This is a genomic window from Vulcanisaeta distributa DSM 14429 (assembly GCF_000148385.1).
Classification (GTDB): Archaea; Thermoproteota; Thermoprotei; order Thermoproteales; family Thermocladiaceae; genus Vulcanisaeta; species Vulcanisaeta distributa.
On sequence record NC_014537.1, the window covers coordinates 1,573,412 to 1,593,058 of the forward strand.

The following is a 19,647-nucleotide window of genomic DNA, read 5'->3' on the forward strand; positions in this document are numbered from 1 at the left end:
ATGTTGTTAGTATAGTATAATGATTAGAGGCGATAGGTTAACAGTCGCTAAGTACATGCTTGAGGACGAATTCATCGGTGAATTAGGTAGTGATAGGGCTAGGATGATCCTTTACGTTCATGAGGACAAACCCTCAGAGCCGAGTTATGGCCCACCAATTGATAGTTTAGACCTGCCGAAGGAATTAATAGACAAGTTGAGGAGTTTTGGGATTGATAGACTTTACGACTTTCAGTGGGAGGCTTATCAATCAATTATTAATGGGAATAATACGGTAATAATGGCAGGGACTGGCGTTGGTAAGACCGAGGCATTCCTACTACCGTTAATAACGATGATTGGTAGGGAGGGCATTAAGGCAATGATTATGTACCCAACAAAGGCCCTCGCCAGGGATCAACTACTCAGGATGCAGAGGTACTTCACGGCCATCAACGTGTCCGTGATGCCTTATGATGGTGATACGCCAAGCGACATTAGGTCTAAGATATATTCCTCACCACCCGACATACTTATCACAAACCCTGACATGGTTAGTGAGGCCTTAACTCACGTTGGTAAGTTCAGGGATTTACTACGTAATTATGGCGTGGTCGTACTAGATGATTTCCATGTATATAATGGCGTTTTTGGAGCCCATGTTCATTACGTGCTCAAGAGGATGAGGAGGTTCATGAGGAATTATCAGTTCGTTGTTTCCACAGCCACGGTTGGCAACCCAGTTGATTTTGCCCGGGAGTTGCTCGGTGTTGATGATGTTAGGTTAATTAGGGGTCCAGAGGGTAGGAGGGGCTTAGTTAGGCACGTACTGGTTAGCCCGATAAGCAGGGGTAGGCTTGCTGAGGCTGCTGAGTTGGCTAGGGTGTGTGTTAGGAGGGGTATGAAGTGCCTGGTCTTTGCTGATAGCCATAGGTTTGTGGAGTTGATTAAGAGATTTGTCGACAAGGCCGGGTTTGGTGATAGGGTTAGGGTTCATAGGGCTGGGCTCACCATTGAGGAGAGGCATGAGGTTGAGGATGGGTTTAGGGAGGGCAGGTACTTAGTGCTCCTGACTACGCCGACTCTAGAAATGGGTATTGACGTTGGCGATGCGGATGTGGCCGTCATGGCGACAATACCACCCAGCTACTCAAAGTACCTGCAGAGGAGTGGTAGAGTTGGTAGGAGGGGTCAGAGGGCTTACGTGATTCAGGTCCTTGGGGATGACCCAATGAGCACCTACTATAGTTCAAATCCACGTGAGTTCTACATGAGGAAGCCAGAGGATCTGTACGTTGAGTGGAGGAATGACGAGATTGCCAAGAGGCACTGCCTATTGATGGCTTATGAAAGGCCTGTGAGGAGCAGCTCAGTGGATCTTTACTGTGAGGAGGTGCTTAAGTCCTTGGTCAGTGAGGGTTTAGTTGAGGTTAGGGGTAATTACTATGTAGTGAGTAGTAAGGGTCGTGAGGTCGCTAAGGCAATGCATGGCATTAGGGGTATTGGCGATGTTGTTAAGATAGTCGAGGGTAGGAGGGTAATCGGCCATAGAGAATTACCGATGGCACTAAGGGAGCTTCATGACGGTGCCATTTATCTTCATGGTGGTAGGGTCTACGAGGTCTATAAACTCGACCTTGGAAGCAGAACAGCCCACGTGAGAAGGTTACCGAACGACTACGATCTTTACACAACGGCGCTCTACATCTCTGAACCTAAGATTGATGAAGTACTTGAGGAGGGTTTCATAAAGTCCGTGCCCTATCAATACGTTCGGTTAACAATTAAGGAGGTGGTTCATGGTTACGTGGTTAAGAGATTCGGTAGTGGTGAGGTTGTGGAGAGGAGGGAATTCAATGAGTCATTCACGTATGAGTTCAGAACAAAGGGCATAATCATCTACGCGCCCTTCATAACCTTCAGTCCATTTGAGAATGTGGACGTCGTTGAGAGAGGCAGGGCTTACCATGCGGCTGAGCACATAATGATCATGGTTGGGGAGAATGTGGTTGGGGCAGGGCCCACGGATCTAGGTGGTATCTCATACCCAACTGGGCATATAATAATTTATGATTCATACCCAGGCGGTTCAGGCACCGCTAAAATGCTCCTTAAGAATATTGATGAAGTGCTTAAGATATCCCTTAACGTATTAACACACTGCACGTGTATTGATGGTTGTCCTAAATGTGTTTACTCGCCGTATTGCGGCAATGATAATCATTACCTATCAAGGAGGAATGCCATAAGGGTTATTGACGCGATAATTAAGGGTGTATCGTCAAGAATTACTGAATTACCTAACGAGGGGTCTTATGATTAGTGTTAATCATTGTTAATTTCCTTGATATACTGAGAAAGGCAGGCATGAGTATTATTAATGGCACTATGTACGTAACTACCCTAAACCAAACATCATACATTAAGTAATAATTACCAAGCCCAAGGCTATTTAGTATGTATAGGTTAGCAAGTTCGCCAATACCCGCTGAGCCAGGTAATACCGATATGTACGTAAGTACTATGTATGAGGATGAAATTAAGATCCCCGTTAATACATTTATGTGAGCACCAAAGGCATAGAATATCATCATTACGTTAAGCCCCGACAGCACCCACTGAACAATTGATACTAGGAAAATTATTAAGTAATCAATAAGCGAGAGTTTAAGACCATAGACCTCACTAGCATTTATCAATATAAAGTTACTCGCAATCTTTACCTGTGAATTAATAAACCTGAATAAACCCTCAATATACCTACCAAGTCTCGCACTTACTATCGCTATGAACAACACAATATATACCAGGAGCAGTATTAATGCCATTATGAACGCTATGTAGGGAACTACGGCAAGACTAAACATGTAAAACATGAGTACTATGGACGTCAATGTTATCGTATCAACTGTATAACGAAGCACTATGCCCTCCGTAGCCCTAGTCGTTGGTAACCCTTTAAGTGTTAGGTAGGCTATTGAGACAGCCTCACCACCAATGTAGAATCCAGGTATTAATAATGACGTGAACGTCTGCGCAGCGGCTATCTTAATGAGTTCTGTAGTCCCTACCCTATAGCCCATGCCCCTATTGAATATTATGCTAAGTCTAAGACCAACGAGCGATAATTGTGCCAAGTATATTATTTCAGAAATTATTAAATAGAGTGGGTATTTCGGGGCCTCATACCTACTGCTTGCCAGTCCCGACCTTATTAATATTAATATTGTTGCTATTATTACGGCTATAGAAATGCCTATGAATGCCGCATCCCTACGCCAATCACCACCGCTAATACTATTATGCCTAACCAATCTAATCTTGGCTAATTACATACCGTTTTAAAGACTTTCACACAGTAATCCTAATCCCTAATATAATTCTTCTTTGCCATACCATGTCAAAGCACCCAACAAACATTAATCTAGGCACATCACTATCCAGGGACTTATTAACGCAATCAACAAAGTCAGGGAGGACTGCATTGACTGCCTCATGAATAATCTTTGTCCTCTCTCCAAAGTCAATATTTCTCAGGTAATTAATCCAGTGAGAGTCGCTGTAAAGCAGTACCTTAATTATATCCTCAATCTTAACATCGAAGTTCTGACCCATCTATTTATCTCTTGCTTCTCATATATTTAAATTTTTCTCAAAATGAATTACGTAAATTAAGTACATTAAATCAAAGTGATTTCTCAAAGATGATAACAATATTAAAAATTAATTATGGGTAAGGTCAATTATAAGTCTATACGAATTTAATGCCATCAACCTTAGTGAGAGTGCCTGTGTATAGGAATGCTATTTGCCTAAGTGCAGCATAGTAATCGAATTCATTAAGTGCGGAGATGCCATCAATAGGCACAACCACGTTATACCAATTGAGCGCTGCGCTACCTGCCGTGTGTAGCACGCATATGTTAGCCACTGTACCCACTATTACTAAGTTCGTTGCATGGACGATATGTCTAAGTACGTAATCTAGGTCTGTGCCGAAGAATGCGTCGTACCTATGCTTCCTTATAACTATGTCATCCGGCAAGGGCTTAAGCTCATCAACTATTTCTGCACCCCACGTGCCCATGACGCAGTGCTCACCCCATATTCTAAACTCGGGGTCGTTCTTGAAGTGCCAGTCTTGGGTGTATATTACGGGTACATTGGCGTCTCTAGCTTTCGTTAGTAACTTCCTTATTGCTGGTATTGTGGCTTGTGCCGTCGGTACGTAGAGCTTACCATTTGGTTTTACGAAGTCATTCTGCATATCGACAACTATCACGGCAGTGCTTGAGGCCGGTAGTGAGACTTCCTCCTTAATTTCTATTTCAGGTACCTTAACCGTAGCCGTTATCTTTGACATCGGTCCAGAATTAATGATGCCCCTAATATATTTGAGGCGGCAATTTTTACCAAAATGCCGCATTGATTTTAAATCATTCTTTGAACCTTAAGCATAAACTGCTTGATCTTCGACATCACATTCTCAACGTGCCAAACAGGGTTTACGAAAACCATCAACCAGCCCTTGGAGCCCATTTCAAAGAAGGCGATTTTGAAGTTTGAGAAGCGAATTATGAGGTATTGATATGGACCAAGGAGGTCATCATTGATTTTAGCGGTATGATCGACGAACTCTATGAGGGAAAGGAGGTTTTTGAGGGATTTGACGGTGAGGGTGTTTGGGATATGATAAATAAGTGGGATGCCGTTTGAATCAATAATGGCGGCGCCAATAATTACTTCGCCGTCTATCAACTCACTAAGCATTATCCGCTTAAGCTCGGTTTGAAGCGTCTTCTCAACGACCTTTTTATCGGGAGAAACATAAATTACCAAACTAATCCCCATAGAATTGCTAGCGCAACTCTTTATAAGCCTTATCGCTTCAATTTATGTACTATAGAGAGTACGTAGTAATATGTAGACAAAAAATAGATTTATAATACCTAAAACCCTACGTACCACTCCTCTTACCAGCCCTACCAAGCATTTCATGAGCCCTAGCCAACTCATCCCTTGCCAAGGCAAGCACTAAATTAACCTCGCCAGCAAGTACGGCAGCTGCCACTATCTCCGCAAACTTCAGGGCATTGGTTCCAGGCGGGTTTCCAGAGCCATAAACACCAAGCATTTGAAGCATCTCTCTCTGCGTCGGCAACCCAGTACCACCACCCACAGTGCCAACCTCGAGACTCGGCAATGTAACTGATACGTAGAGGTCTCCATTATCGAGGGATTCCATCCAGGTAATACCCATGCTAGACTCAACAACCTGGGCCACATCCTGCCCAGTGGCTATGAATATCGCCGCAATTATATTAGCGAAGTGGGCGTTGAAGCCGTATGAATGAGCCAACGCAGAGCCAAGTAGGTTCTTCCTATTGTTGACCTCGGCAACGTCCTCCGCCGTGACACCCCACTTCTCCAGGGTGCTTCTTGGTATTACGGCCTCGCTAATCACGGTCTTACCCCTACCGAGTAGGAAGTTTACGGCGTTGGCCTTCTTATCAACACACATATTACCACTAAGTGCGACTAGGCGCGCCTTTGGGAAGTTGCTAAGTATGTACTTAACGGCCTTGTCGGTGGCTATCGTCACCATGTTCATACCCATCGCATCTCCAGTCGTGAACTTAAATCTAAGCCAAACATTATTACCAACAATAAACGGTTGAATACTCACTAACTTCGCATGCCTACTGGTTGACTCAGCCACGCTCTTAACCTCATTGAAGTGCTCATTAACCCAATTAACAAGCTCAACAGCATCAATTACACTTGGCACCGCAATTACTGGAGCCCTGGTCATACCATCATTAATGACCTTGCTCCTGGCACCACCTGCCTCAGTGACGATCTTAGCGCCCCTATTCACAGAGGCCACCAATGCGCCTTCCGTGGTCGCCAGTGGTATGTAGTAAAGTCCGTTGGCGTAATCGCCAATTACCCTCAACGGCCCCGCAATTCCTATTGGTACCTGCGCAGCGCCTATCGTGTTTTCTATATTCCTACCGACCACCGTGTTAAAGTCTATGACCGTCTTACTGACATTCTCGAGCTTCACATTAACCCTACTCTCGATATACCTCCTCCTGACTTCGGTTGCCTTATTCGAGTCATTAAAGAGCTTGTCTAGCTCGTGAAGTTTCAATTCACCTCTGTCAATCTTTGTGAATATGTCCTCAAGGCTTATTTCCTCAACCATTATATGGGCTATATCCAGGGAATATTTAAAAACTTCACATTTATGGCAACTGCTGGTGTTTAATACGACAGAAGTATATGTCGTAGCCCACTCCCTGGTGCCAGGCGGTAGGCATTATGAGAAAGGACTGAAGGAGTTATTCGCCGATGCATTTCTGAAGGTCCTTGATCAAGTCGGTAATGCCAACCTAGGCGCAATATACGTGGCCAACGCCTTCTCTGAGGTGCTTCAGGATCAAAGCGTTCTCGGGGCTTACCTTGCAGACTACGTTGGCCTTAGGAGGATACCGGCCATTAGGATTGAGAGTGGTGATGGGTCAAGTGGTATCGCGGTTCTGGAGGCCTATAACATGGTTAAGGCGGGGATCTACGATTGCGTTGCGGTTGTTGGTGTTGAGAAGATGCATGACGTCGTTAATGTTAAGTTGAATAAGGCCCTATCCACAATAACCGACTACGAGTATGAGGGCTTCTTCGGAGTGACACCGGCGGCACAGGCGGCGATGGCAATGAAGGAGTACATGATCAAGTATGGCTACGACTATGAGGACCTGGCAATATGGCCAATAAAAATGCATGAGAGAGGTAGCAAGAACCCACTTGCATACATGAAGAAGCAGGCAACGCTTAAGGACGTGCTTGAGTCAGAGGTCGTTGCGGACCCACTGAGGCTTTATGACGTCGCGCCTGCCGTGGATGGATCAGCCGCAGTAATACTGTGTAATAGGCCCATTAAGAGTGATGCTGTGATTAGGATTGATGGTATTGGCGTTGGTGCCTATGGTACTTACCTGGGCCAGAGGGATTCTTTGACGGAGCTTTACTCCGTTAGGGATGCCACAAACATGGCCCTTAGGATGGCTCACGTTTCAATAAATGACATAAACCTGGCGGAGGTTCATGACACGTATAGCATACTTGGCATGCTGGCTCTGGAGTCGATGGGTCTCGTGAGGCTTGGTGAGACACCGAGGCTACTATCCACGGGCGCGTTGGACGCGGGTAATAAATTAATTGTTAATGCCAGCGGTGGGCTTAAAGCCATGGGATTCCCTGGCGGGGCATCGGGTATGTATGAATTAGCGTTGATGGTTATGGAGTTGATGAATGTAAAGCCCTTTGAGTCGCTGGGTAGGGCTGAATTGGGAATTGTCCAGGATATGGCCGGTTTTGACCTGATATCAACATCGATAATACTCAGGAGGGTGAGCTGACATGGTGGACCAGAGACTATCCATACCAAGGTACTGGAGGAGGATGCCCCAGTACTACAGGCTCGAGGGTATTCAATGCGTTAAGTGTGGTCGAATATACTTCCCACCAAGGGCCGTGTGCGAGTGCGGTTCTAGGGAGTTTAAGCCATACCCATTACCAAGCACCGGCAAGCTCCTGAACTTCACCGTGCTTTATTCAGTGCCCGTTGAGTTTGAGAAGATGAAGCCTCTGATCATAGGTGTGGTGGATCTTGGCGGCGTTAAGGTTGTTGGGCAAATAGTGGATTGCATGAACCCCGAAAAGCTGAGTCCTGGCATTGATGTTGAGGTTGTGTTTAGGATGGTTAAGATGGATGGCACATACGGCCTAATAAACTACGGCTATAAGTTCAGACCAATCAATAATTGCTAAATCTCCTAAGAATCAAAACCCTCACCTTAAACGCCCTCCTAATCCAATCACAGGAGCCGCCATTACTCACGCAGAGCATGTATGACCTAGCAATGAATGCCAAGTCCGCCAGGAAGCCTGCGGTTACGTAATCCTGAGCCTTCAATGCATGAGTCATACGGTCGACTATGTAGGAATATACCGTGGCAGGATTTACGAGATCATCATCAATATCCGCCAGGTAATCCCTATTTATTCGCACCTCACCTCTGACCAACCTGACGTATTGGTAATATGACACCGCGGCGGATATCGTGTTACTTAGGTCATTACCGTTGACGACATCTAGGTAAGGCTTAGCATAATCGCCACAAGCCATTAACCTACTCACTATGCTCTCCCTATTGCCACTGCCGATTAGTGTCCATAGGAAATCCTCCATGGCACCTATTACCTCTTGACTACACTCACTCCTCTTCACTTGATCCCTGCTTACCTGCATACTCATCAAACCACTTCTTCAACTCCTCAATACTGGGCTCTATAAGTGTTAATCCCTTGCCAGGCTCAATCTCATACTTCATAGCCTTCCTATAGTGGTTAGTGAGCCTCGCCTTCTTTATAATGAGCCAACGCTCAATCTCCTTCTTCCTCTCTGGCTGCTCAATCCACATGTGGATGATGGCATCTGCAATATGCTCGGCGCCAAACCCGAAGGTCATACCGGTGGTTGGCGCGAATTGATTCGTCATAATTACAGTGACGTTACTCCTATACAGCCTCTGCCTCAGTCGATAAGTGATTAACCTGGCCATTGCCGGGGCATGAGCCCACATTGGTGCTAGGGAGTCGATGATGACTAGGACATCCCTCGTTATCTTACCCTCCTCGCTAACGCCGAGGACCTCGTAAGCCCTCTCTATTGCTGAGATCACGACCTCCATACTCAATGGCGACTTAGCCTTAGCCTTACCCTCCTCATCCTCACCAGCCCTAAGCAACTCCCTATACTCCCTAGCCAAGCCGAAGAGGTCAATCACGACTAGGTTCGTCTTCACGTCCTTGACCTTCCCAGCCAGTACATCGGCAAGACTAACCGCATCACTTAGGTCAATATTGAATTGTTTAGCCTGCCTAACAACATCGAAGAACCTGGTCTCCGTACTCACGTAAACCACAGGCATTGCATCCACATTAGCCCCCGCAGCCTGTATCGTGAGGATGGACTTACCAACACCTGGCTCTCCAGTCACTAGAAGCCAGTTACCCCTTGGCACACCACCAAGCAGTGCATAGTCAAGCCAATTAATCCCAAGGCTAATTCTCCTTACTGCGCTGGACATTGGGGAAGAGAGATATTGCCGAATTTAAAAATCATTTTAATAATGACTTAGCCATATTACACTCTCATCTGCTTAATGTCTGGGAAGTCATCTTCAAAGTACTCATGCTCACCCCTAATACCCTTGCTTCTCTTCTCACGTTCAAGGCCCCTAAGTTCAACACGCCTGATCTTACCGCTGATTGTCTTAGGTAGTTCAGGCACGAACTCAATAGCTCTGGGCCTCTTATACGGCGCTATGTTAAGCCTAATGAACTTGAATATGTCATGGGCCAAATCCTTACTTGGTGTGTAGCCTGGCTTAAGGACAATGTACGCCTTTGGTATAAAGCCCCTTATCGGGTCTGGGCTTGGGACCACGGCAGCCTCAGCAACGGCCGGGTGCTTCAATAAGTCACTCTCCAGTTCAAACGGGCTAATCCTATAGTCGCTTGACTTGAATACGTCGTCCGCACGGCCAACGAAGTATAGGTAACCCTCCTCATCCATGAAAGCCACATCACCCGTGAAGTACAGGCCGAGCCTAAACACCTCCCTATTCTTATTTTCATCATCATAACCAACCATTAGGCCAATCGGCCTTGGGCTAGTCCTAACGGTTATGTGCCCATCCTTATTAATACCCACGGGATTCCCATCCTCATCAACGAGGACTACGTCATAGCCAGGGGCTGGTTTACCCATTGAGCCAGGCTTAATCTTCATGCCGGGGAAGTTACCAACCATGAGCGTGGTCTCCGTCTGCCCATAGCCATCACGTATGTACTTACCCGTGGCCTTGTAGACACGCTCAATTACCTCTGGATTAAGCGGCTCGCCGGCGCTCACGAAGCTCTTAATCTTCTCTAAGTTATACTTCGTTAAGTCCTCGAGAATTATCATACGCCAAACAGTTGGTGGCGCACATAGTGTGTCAACACCGTAATTCTCAAGAATCTTCAAATGATTAGCCGCACTAAACCTACCACTATAGTCATAAACCACGGTAGTGGCACCAGCATTGAAGGCTGCGAAGAATGTCGACCAAGCCCACTTAGCCCGAGAATGTGAGGTTTTAGGCCCATGGGCCCTGGGCGGGGCAATTTAGCCTCCTCATTGCCTTGGTTGCTTCTTCGCGCATTCTTTTAAGCACTTCGCAGACTTTAATGACCAGCTCTGGGTATTTCTTAATTGTACTCATGTTCATGTAGACTACGAACTTCTTGCCCTGCTTACTTAATTCGGCTTCGTAATTAGCACCTCGAAGTTTTTCCCAAATTGCCTTAGCATCCTCGAAACTCTTACGGTTAGTCCTTAACTCCACTGAGCCGTCTTGTCTCACGTGGACGTTCATTGATATGCTATCAATTATACTAATTGACCATCTGCCTTTTTGCTTGACTCTTATATTTGCTAGCATTATTAAATTCCTTAATTTTTCCCCATCCGGCAAAGCGCTTAAATCCTTGATTATAGTTGCAACTTCTTGGTTATTGAGCCATCTCTGAGCAAGGGCTACGGCCTTGAAGGACCTAATTTCGAAAACTTTCACGTCTTTTTTATCGTCTTCGTCAAATCCGCATTCCCTTAACCTTTTAGTTATATTACCCCACGTCTCATATTTCGAATCGCCTATTGTAAGTCTGACTCTCCTTTTTTCAATATCGATATTGCCGTCTCCGAAAACGGCGGCCAATAAAAAGATTAGAAAGTCTTTCTCATTCATATTGAGAATCTTCCTAACAATCTTAATCTTATCTTTGACTTTATTGTTAATGGAAACTAAGCATAATTTAACTTTAATATCATTGTTAATATTTACGTTATCTATATGTATATATACTTTATTTGACCATGCTAGCGCCCAAATAATTGATTGCCAGAGATAAACTGTACTCATTTCTGGACGGTTTTGGATAACTGATCCATCTGTTAGTAACAGACCGTATCTTATTGCTTTGGATATGTTATTTTTCAGCGTGTTAGGCGTAATAACGTGTATACCTTTTAGTTTCTTTAATGCTATAGCCATTGTTATACCCTTCTCCTTAGCCATTTTGTGCATCCTGATTGTTAAATGTTCCGTATATATGTATATTATAAACGATTCATTCTCGTTAAATGGCTCGCCTCGCATGATTATTGTTGCCTCACCTCTCCTTAACTTTTCAATCAATTCCTCAAGCTCTCTTCGATAAGTCCTCAGCCACTTTTCTCGTGCTTGCCTCACGAGCTCAATCATCTTCTTGGCTGCCTCGATCATTGCCTTCCTCAGTTCGGCGATGGTTGGGTCATTGTTCTCCTTGGCCTTCTCCTCCATGCTCGTTAGCCAAGTATCTAGTTCGTTGATTGTTTTATCGAACGGCGTTACCGACTCACTTAATAGCACGCCTTTGTGCTTCTCCACCCTCCTAAGGAACTCATTGATTAACTTCATTACTTCCTCGATTGTTTTTGGGTCGTTGACGGACTCACCGCATTGAAGCCGCTTATTACCCCTTACCTTCACGCCCCAGCAAATCCTCAAGCCGTTAAGAGCCATGGTACATCCATGGGACTAATCCCAACAAGGCTAATAAGTCACTACCGACCCAGTGCTGAATTGAGTTAAGCACATAATTGAAAGAAACCAAGCACCTAAGGGCGTAAGGTCATGCACGGAGCACAACCAATCCACAGTCAGCACCCACATAAGCAATAAACTAAAAGCAGCAAGGCAAAAACAAAATGTAATAAATCGTGAGGATAATGAGGGGAAAATACCTTCTTATTTATTGATTTTCACGAACCACTGAGATAACCGAGAATGCCAGGGCTTGAGATGTTCATGTGTCTATAACCGGGCTTGGCACCCACCCAGTACATCGTTGTTAGGTGGCCGATTGGGTAGCTTGAGTGGGTGTGCATTACCATCTTCGGCTTAGCCGTCGTACCAGACGTGAAATAGACAAGTAACAATTCATCGGTTTTAGTCCTAACTCCCTGGAAGTTCTCAGACTTACCACTCGTTAATTCGTAATAGTCGAGCCAACCAGGGCCTGGCTTACCGAGGGTTATGAAATACTTAACACCAAGCTTCTCAAGCCTATCCCTAACCTGGTTAATCTTGTTAACAACCTCTGGGTCGGCGATTATTGCCTTGAAGTGCGCCCTCGCAGCCCTATCCTCAATATCCGCCGGTAATAACAGTGTGGTGGCTGGCGCAATCACGGCGCCCATCTTCATGAGCGCCAGGAAGGTCTCAAAGAGCTCAGGTCTGTTGTTGAGCATCACCATGACGACATCTCCACGGCCAATGCCCAGCTCGGTGAGTGCGTTGGCTAGTCTGTTAGATCTGGCCCTAAGCTCGGGGTAACTAAAGATCCTGGAATCACCGGTCTTAAATAGCTCATCATTTATGTATACGAGGGCGGGGTTTGTGGCTGTCTCTGCAAGATGCTTATCGAAGTAATCCACAGCCCAATTAAACTCGCCAGGCGGTGGCCACCGGAAGTTCGCCTTAGCCTCCTCATAACTACCCGCATTTAAGAGCATGTTTCTCTGTTTAAGGAACTCGTCAAGAACTACGCTAGCCATTATAACTTAGTGGTTCTTGATATTAATAAATTTTATCTTATTATCTTAATAGTATATTCATTAAGTGAATTAGCATATTAGATCAATAAGTGCTGTAGTATGTTAAAAATAAAAATTATTAATCAGCTCGTCTCTTCCTAAATCACCGGTCATCCATATCATCGACCCATCATCACTAGAGTAATTATTTTTATTCGGGAATTTTAAGCTTGAAGGCCGATTAATGATGCAATTATTATGCCCGTTATGACGGCTACAAAGCCCAGCGTTGATTTTAGGTTCAGTTTCTCCTTAAGCTTGGTTATTGCCAGGACCTCGGTGATTACGGGTGATAGTGCCGTTATTAACGTTGGTACCGCAATCCCTGCGTAATCCACGGATAGTACGTATAGGGGACCTCCAACGCCGTAACTAATTAATCCGGCGAGGAAAACCTTACCGCTGATTTTAACTTTGAAGCCCTCAATAGCCATCTTCAGCATTAATGCGCCAATCATTAGGGTGACGCCTCTGACGAATATTATGCCCCAGGGACTCGTGTATTCATAGGCCCTGTACAGGGCTAGGAAGGAGAAGGCGTAGAGTATGGCTGAGAGGAGGGCCATGAAGTACCCGTAAAAGGTTCCTTTGCCGGAGCCCATTATTAAGTAGAGACCGATCATTATTAGTATGGCGGGCCACGCGTACGTTAGGTATGATGGGCTAATCACGAGTAGTATTATTGGGAGTAGAACTACGTAAGCGTAGGAGATTACGTTTGCAATACCGACATCAGCATACCTAAGTGAGATTAGGAATGCGTATGTTCCAAGTACAGGCCCGAGCACCGCAAAGAGGGTCCCATAGAGCCAGGCGCCATAGTTTAATGGTGGTCTGAGTAGTATAAATGGCACGGCAAGTACGAATGCGCCTAGTGAATTCGATATTAAGTCATCGAGTGCGCTGTCCGTTGCGCCTACCCTGTAAAGTATTGGTGATACTGCCCAGGCTAGTGATGCTGCCACGGCTAATGCAATGCCGAGTAGGTAGACTAACATATTCTTCATCACGGGTGTAAAGCCCAAGCATTAAAAGGCATACTCCTAATTCATTAATTGAACGTTGGGTTAGATAAAGTATTAAAGTTTCTCGTGATCCTAATAATCAATGAATTGGAGAATAGTCTTCCTAATCCTTGGAATCGCATTATTAATTATTGGCGCACTGGTAATCGTGCTGTCAATAACTCAACGGCAGGTCGTAATTCAGATACCGGCGAATTCATCATCACCCGCCTACCTATTGCTGAGTAATTGGAGGAATCTGAGCATATACGTATCCACTGGCTACCCAATACCAAAACCAGTATTAAATGGCGAATCCTCTAAGCCACCGTCAATCCTCCAGGTATTTTACGGGCAATATGGACTACTTAGTATTAATGTGACCATCACGAACTTAGGAAACACCAGTGAAGCCTACCTAGCGCTCAACAATACGGTCATTATCAGGGGCAGTAATGGCGAGGTGTCGGTATTCATACCACCAAACTACACAACCATAGCCATTATTACCAGGTCGAGAAACCCACTGGCCATTGAGGTATTTATACCGGCTTCTTACATGTACCAGGTAATTAATGCTACATTCGTGATCATAAAATCACCGCTTACAATCAGTATATACTCAGGTAGTGGGATTACGGTAAGCAATGTGGATGGGTGGACCGTGCTCAGTATTAGTGGTAACTACACATACGTGGTTCTAAACCTCGGTGGTACATCGATAATTCCAATTAATGAATTAATGAATATCAACAATAACGAGGTCAGTAATTGGCTGGGGTTGGCGAGGAAGCCCAGGTTAAGTGGTGCACTGCTCACTGAGTACTACCTGAGCCTCCTACTGCTTATGGACGACCAAAACCCAGTCACTGGGGAATTCGCCGCATCACCGGAGCCCGTGTACTTTTATACCTGGGTTAGGGATTCATCATTCGCAGCCATGGCACTGCAGGCAGCCGGTTATTACGGACCAGCAATGAAGTACTGGTTATGGATGTGCAACGCCCAAAACTCAAGCGGCACTTGGTACACGCGTTACAACTTCTGGTACGGAACACTGGACAAGACCTTCGGCATTCCTGAGTATGACGGTATTGGGCTGTTCCAAATCGGTGTTTGGCAGTTTTATGAGTATACGCACAATAAGTCATTCCTACTGGCGGTGCTACCCTGCATCAATAAGTCCCTAGGTTGGGAGTTAGAGAGCATTGAGGAGAATGATGGTTTAATACCTAAGGACCTAAGCATTTGGGAGGGCAATTACGCCTATAACTTCTGGACGCAGGCAATTGATGACCTAGGCCTATACGCCTCAGCACAGATATATAGGGTATTGGGTCTTAACAACACGGAGATACTTAGGGCCGCCAATGAATTAAACGCCACAATACAGAGGTACTTCTACACTGGCAAGTTCTATTCACAGGCAATCACGAGCACCGTGGTATACACAAGCGGCGGTTCGCAGGTGACCTACGTACCTAATGGAATACCCGACTCATCAGTAATCCTACCCATAGCCATGGGACTGGTAAACCCACGTGGTGTTAGGGCTGTAAGCACGGTCGAAACCATAACACGTGTATTGACGGTTAATGGAGGGTTAGCGAGGTTCCCAGGCGATGATTATCACTACGATTCAAGCCTTTATGACAGTACGGCGCCAGACCCACCATGGTTGATAACCACGTTATTCCTGGCCATGTACTATGATGATGTTGGAAACTACACGGGTGTGTACAATATATTGGCATGGTGTATTGAACATTCGCAACATGGCCTATTGCCTGAGGCAATTGACCCAAGACTTGGCTATCCACTACCTACGACATCCCCATTAACTTGGTCGGCCGCGATGTACGTGCTCACGGCCCTCAATTATAGGCCACAGCATAAGCCCGTGATCACGACTATGGTCTTGGTGGCCGTGGTAATAATTTTACTCGCCATAGTGATGTTCGCGGTCTATGGCAGGGCCGGCCCTAGACAAGCCTTATGGTCTCGCCATTATTCATGAACACGGTCGGTATCTTAAGCTGGAGCTCCAGGGTTAGGGCTAGGTTCATTATCTTACTTGGCTCTCCGTGAACTAGCATTATCTTATGGGGCTTGGGCTCCATATTCCTCACATAATTAATCAATTGCCTCCTATCACTATGCCCCGAGAACCCAGGTATTGACTCGACCTTCATCTTAATATCAAGCGTGACCCTATCCGAGTAGTACCTAACCGTTAACTTCCTCTCTCCCTGCTGAATCCTCCTACCAATCGTGTTTTCCGCCTGATAAGACACGAAGATCAGCATGTTCCTCTCATCCTCGGCAGCATGCACGAAGTAGTCCATTATTGGGCCTCCATTAAGCATGCCGTGCGGAGCCAATATGACGGCTGGCGGCCCCTGGAGTATCTCCATGACTTGCTCCTTACGCTTCTCAGGGTCTCTGGCCCTCTCGATTGGCTTAACGTACTCGCTCAGGAATGGGTTTACTCCATCATAAATCATCTCCCTAAGCGCTCTGTTTAGGTAGTCCGGGAACATTAGGTGAACGTTCAGCGTCTCTAGGACCATCCCATCGACGTAAATCGGGATTTTGGGCAATTGCTTATTATTAATGGCTTCATTAAGCACCAGGAGTATTTCCTGGGCCCTACCCGTGCTAAACACGGGGATTAACACCTTACCCTCATGCTCAACAGTGTGCTTGACTAAGTCAATGAGTTTCTGCTCACTTTCCTGCCTTGGTGGCTGAACATCCTCCTTACCACCGTAGGTGCTCTCCATAATTAATAGCTCGGCTCTCTTGAACTTGTTATGTGCTGGGTTCAAAAGCCTGGTCGGTCCATACTTCATGTCGCCAGTGTAAATAATGTTGTAAAGACCATTACCAATGTGTAGGTGTACCACGGCTGAGCCAACCTCATGCCCGCCATCAAATAGCATGAGCTTTGTGTCCGGGGATATGTCCGTTGGGTGGTCGGCGTAGTTTAGGGTTATCGTGTGGTAGAGGGCCTGGGCAAGGTCCTGCCTGCTGTAGGGTGGTACCCTACCCTCGGACTCCGCCTGCTCAATATAGTCAGTGAGTAGTACCTCCATTAAGTACTTAGTGGGCTCCGTCATGTAGACCGGGCCCTTATAACCATACTTGAATAGGTACGGTACATAGCCAATGTGATCCATGTGCGCGTGGGTTATCACCACGGCATCCAGGGTATCTAGGTCCACCTCATCAAGCAGTGGCGCCTCATCGCCTGAGCTCGAAGGCTTAACACCGCAGTCAAGTAGTATTGAGCTCTCCTTCGTCCTAACGAGTATGGCGCTCCTACCAACCTCCATCTGAGCGCCCAGCCCTGTAACGGTTATCCTAGCGTCCTTATACACGGGCTCCCTATGAATCCTCATTCCAAGCCTCCTAAGGAACTCAAGCCTATCCTTGGCTGTGGCTATTTGTATCTGCTTAACGGCATCTATGTCCGACCTGGGCAATCCAGCGCCCATCTCCAGCGCCGTGGGTATTATCCAGGGCTTCCAACCAGTCTCAGCCAATATCTCCTTCTCCAACTTACTCCTCTCCCTAACGGGCCTCTTCAAATAAACATACACCTCACCAGTTGGTTCATCAACCACTATGTCATCGATTATATTCGAGCCAACACTCTTCGTAACCATGTCTGTAATGACCCTCTTCAACTTATCAACCTCCTTAATCCTAACCTTCGGATCACCCCTAATGATTATGTACTTCTTCAACTCCTTAGCGAGGGTCTTTATATACTCGCTATGCTCCATCACGTACCTTGGGTTCATCACGTAAATGATTACGTTGGGGCCCTCAAAGTCCACCCTAGAAAACTTGGCTTCGGGCGGTAGGATCTCCATAATCTTCTTCTCCATCTCCTCCTTCAAGGATGCCATACTCAAAACCTCAAGAACTGAGGAACGAATACCGCAGGCACTTAAAAAATTATCTCTAAAGGAGCATGGGAAATAACAAGTAGCGCGTTTCAAAAATCCGATAACGAAAACCTAATAAGACAGCAGGCAACGTAAAGAGTACATACAAGACGGGTAGATGCTAGGGCTGATGGTGAGACTGTCTCAACATATTTGCTGAGGTTATGATATTCATTAGGGGTGCGAGCGATAAACTAATGTGTGAAATTATCCGTTGGACCTATTGTTGATATATTTTTATTCTTTTCATGATATATCGCATATTATTTTGTTTTCCTGGGTTTGTGTTTTGTTCTTTGTTTTATTGTTTTTCAATTATATACTTAATTAAATTTAGCACTAGATCGATAGTGATTTATTAGTCTTACTGGGGATTAGCTTATGGATGTTTCATGGCTCTTGAGATTGCTAAGCCATTGAGGGTTTGTTGGGGCGTTAAGGTTAAGGGCTCAAAGAGAATTGTGTGCGGTGAGACTGTCAATGATCCAAGGATAATTGAGGAGACCATGAAATTGATAGGCGAGTTCTTAACCCGAGTCGAGAAGCACAAAAGTGTACTATTAAGTGGTTTAGCGACGCCGTTTGACGACGTAATCAATGACTTAAGTAATTGGTTATGGTCGATTAGGGAGAAAATCAAGGGAGGCAATGATGAAAATATCGCAAAGCTAAGGATGGCAATGCTCAAGGTAAGCGAGAAAATGTTAATGCTCGTGAGGCAAGCTAAGGAAAATTGGCTAAGCATATTCAAACCAGAGCTCGAGGAACTAATCGAGGAGCTAAGGAAGGGAAAAGTTGAGGTAATAATAACGGGAGAGCCGTTTAATGAGGATAAGAGCTTCATGGTGCATCTATACACAGGACACCTGGCGATTGGGGTGAGTAGGGTTAGGCGAAGTGTGACTGTAGTAATAACATTGACTGGTCTTAGGGGCGTACGCATAATAATGCCCAAGCTCTTCAATGACGTAAAACTAAGGGCGATGAGGTACGGCCTATTACTGACGGACGGGGCAATAAATAAAGCTGGTAACCCAGAGATGAATACAAACCAAATTTGGCAGACTGTTATATGGTTAATGGCATGGCCTGGGAGGAATCACGTGCTCGTGCATGGCGTGAACCTCAATGAAGATAATGTAGCTATTGTGTGGATTTTAACGGCGATGGACCATAGGGTTAAAAGCAAGGCTAAGGTCGCTAAAGAGGTCCATAAGTTTGATGATGAGGTGTTCCTAACGTTCCTATTGACTGCAGTTCTCGGGGATGGTGCTGTTGATGTTAAGGGAAAGAGGGTTAGGCTTATGATTGGTAATTCGAAGTACGGGTTATGGAGGGATATTATTAGGAGAATGAAGAACCTTGGCTTTAGGGATTACGATAGTGAGTACAAGAAAGAAATCTATATCTATTACTCAAAGGCTGTTGGGCTCGCTAAGAGGTGGCTTAGTGATGTGTTGATTAGGGCTTTGATTGAGGACTTAAGTTCGTTATCTGATGCCGAGAAGCTTAAGCGGTTATTAGTACTGGTGGACATGAAGATTAAGTCAAGAGGTAAGTCGTCAATTAAGGTCATCGCTGATGTAAGGATGTCCGTAAGTGTGAGCTATAACGGTTATGTAACGCTTAAGGCTTGGCGTAGCAAATTTGAGAATGCTAAGACGATTCAGGAAGCCCTAAGAAGGGCTGGATTTAATGCTGAGCTATCCCAGCGAGGTAATGGGTTTATGGTTTACATAATCAAGGATGAAATCATAAAGCATCCAGAGCTCTTGACTAGAGTTTGTGAGGTATTGAAGGAAATGCTTGATGAGGCAGTGAGCGAGGGTAAGACGAGGAGGGCGAAGGCAATAATTAAGGCAATGATAAAACTAAACTGCCAAAACGCCGCTCAGAGCCCACGGGCCTGAACAAAACACTAGATTAACCCTGCATTAGTTAAAACCTACTAAAAAGAACCGGC

The 19,647-nt window shown here is 45.5% G+C and carries 17 protein-coding genes; 5 read left to right on the top strand and 12 right to left on the bottom strand.

Features of this window, described 5'->3' with window-relative positions; genetic code table 11:
* Positions 1-19 precede the first annotated feature (19 nt).
* Positions 20-2,302 carry a DEAD/DEAH box helicase gene (locus VDIS_RS08180; RefSeq protein ID WP_013336764.1) on the top strand — a complete coding sequence of 761 codons (2,283 nt, stop codon included), beginning with the start codon at positions 20-22 and terminating at the stop codon, positions 2,300-2,302.
* Here the strand turns inward: VDIS_RS08180 and VDIS_RS08185 are convergent.
* The 5 genes from VDIS_RS08185 to hmgA all read right to left on the bottom strand — a co-directional run bounded on the left by VDIS_RS08185 (position 2,280) and on the right by hmgA (position 6,187).
* Positions 2,280-3,293 carry a lysylphosphatidylglycerol synthase transmembrane domain-containing protein gene (locus VDIS_RS08185; RefSeq protein WP_013336765.1) on the bottom strand — a complete coding sequence of 338 codons (1,014 nt, stop codon included), beginning with the start codon at positions 3,291-3,293 and terminating at the stop codon, positions 2,280-2,282. The genes VDIS_RS08180 and VDIS_RS08185 overlap by 23 nt on opposite strands.
* A gap of 37 nt (positions 3,294-3,330) precedes the next feature.
* Complete coding sequence (locus VDIS_RS08190) at positions 3,331-3,594, bottom strand: hypothetical protein (RefSeq protein ID WP_013336766.1); 264 nt, start codon at positions 3,592-3,594, stop codon at positions 3,331-3,333.
* A 136-nt stretch (positions 3,595-3,730) separates the two neighbouring features.
* Positions 3,731-4,342, bottom strand: coding sequence for a cysteine hydrolase family protein (locus VDIS_RS08195; RefSeq protein WP_052885809.1), 612 nt, complete (start codon positions 4,340-4,342; stop codon positions 3,731-3,733).
* Positions 4,343-4,410: 68 nt separating this feature from the next.
* A complete protein-coding gene (locus VDIS_RS08200; protein ID WP_013336768.1) occupies positions 4,411-4,830 on the bottom strand; it encodes a hypothetical protein in 420 nt (139 codons plus the stop codon).
* A gap of 106 nt (positions 4,831-4,936) precedes the next feature.
* The gene (gene hmgA, locus VDIS_RS08205) at positions 4,937-6,187 is read right to left on the bottom strand and encodes a hydroxymethylglutaryl-CoA reductase (NADPH) (protein WP_013336769.1); all 1,251 of its coding nucleotides are present in this window, start codon (positions 6,185-6,187) and stop codon (positions 4,937-4,939) included.
* 55 nt (positions 6,188-6,242) lie between these two features.
* Here hmgA and VDIS_RS08210 point away from each other — a divergent pair, with 55 nt between their 5' ends.
* Entirely contained in the window at positions 6,243-7,400 is a 1,158-nt protein-coding gene (locus VDIS_RS08210) for a thiolase C-terminal domain-containing protein (RefSeq protein WP_013336770.1), read from the top strand.
* Position 7,401: 1 nt separating this feature from the next.
* Entirely contained in the window at positions 7,402-7,812 is a 411-nt protein-coding gene (locus VDIS_RS08215; RefSeq protein ID WP_013336771.1) for a Zn-ribbon domain-containing OB-fold protein, read from the top strand.
* Here VDIS_RS08215 and VDIS_RS08220 read toward each other — a convergent pair.
* The 6 genes from VDIS_RS08220 to VDIS_RS08245 all read right to left on the bottom strand — a co-directional run bounded on the left by VDIS_RS08220 (position 7,799) and on the right by VDIS_RS08245 (position 13,734).
* Positions 7,799-8,299 (bottom strand): hypothetical protein, encoded by a 501-nt coding sequence (locus VDIS_RS08220; protein WP_245522485.1) that lies wholly within the window; start codon positions 8,297-8,299, stop codon positions 7,799-7,801. The genes VDIS_RS08215 and VDIS_RS08220 overlap by 14 nt on opposite strands.
* Positions 8,259-9,134, bottom strand: a complete 876-nt coding sequence (locus VDIS_RS08225) for an ATPase domain-containing protein (protein ID WP_013336773.1) — start codon at positions 9,132-9,134, stop codon at positions 8,259-8,261. Before VDIS_RS08225 ends, VDIS_RS08220 begins: the two co-directional genes overlap by 41 nt.
* 56 nt (positions 9,135-9,190) lie before the next feature.
* The gene (locus VDIS_RS08230) at positions 9,191-10,216 is read right to left on the bottom strand and encodes an AMP-binding protein (RefSeq protein ID WP_281041835.1); all 1,026 of its coding nucleotides are present in this window, start codon (positions 10,214-10,216) and stop codon (positions 9,191-9,193) included.
* Positions 10,188-11,621, bottom strand: coding sequence for a hypothetical protein (locus VDIS_RS08235; protein ID WP_245522487.1), 1,434 nt, complete (start codon positions 11,619-11,621; stop codon positions 10,188-10,190). The genes VDIS_RS08230 and VDIS_RS08235 overlap by 29 nt, the downstream gene beginning before the upstream one ends.
* 272 nt (positions 11,622-11,893) lie before the next feature.
* Positions 11,894-12,688 (bottom strand): AMP-binding protein, encoded by a 795-nt coding sequence (locus VDIS_RS08240; RefSeq protein WP_245522488.1) that lies wholly within the window; start codon positions 12,686-12,688, stop codon positions 11,894-11,896.
* A 203-nt stretch (positions 12,689-12,891) separates the two neighbouring features.
* Complete coding sequence (locus tag VDIS_RS08245; protein WP_013336775.1) at positions 12,892-13,734, bottom strand: DMT family transporter; 843 nt, start codon at positions 13,732-13,734, stop codon at positions 12,892-12,894.
* Positions 13,735-13,834: 100 nt separating this feature from the next.
* Between VDIS_RS08245 and VDIS_RS08250 the strand changes: the two genes are divergently transcribed.
* On the top strand, positions 13,835-15,748 hold the full coding sequence (locus VDIS_RS08250) for a glycoside hydrolase family 15 protein (RefSeq protein WP_013336776.1): 1,914 nt from the start codon (positions 13,835-13,837) through the stop codon (positions 15,746-15,748).
* Here VDIS_RS08250 and VDIS_RS08255 read toward each other — a convergent pair.
* A complete protein-coding gene (locus VDIS_RS08255; protein ID WP_013336777.1) occupies positions 15,714-17,645 on the bottom strand; it encodes a beta-CASP ribonuclease aCPSF1 in 1,932 nt (643 codons plus the stop codon). The two genes, VDIS_RS08250 and VDIS_RS08255, sit on opposite strands and share 35 nt — an antisense overlap.
* A gap of 431 nt (positions 17,646-18,076) precedes the next feature.
* Between VDIS_RS08255 and VDIS_RS08260 the strand changes: the two genes are divergently transcribed.
* Positions 18,077-19,594, top strand: a complete 1,518-nt coding sequence (locus VDIS_RS08260; RefSeq protein WP_013336778.1) for a hypothetical protein — start codon at positions 18,077-18,079, stop codon at positions 19,592-19,594.
* The last annotated feature ends 53 nt before the right edge of the window (positions 19,595-19,647 follow it).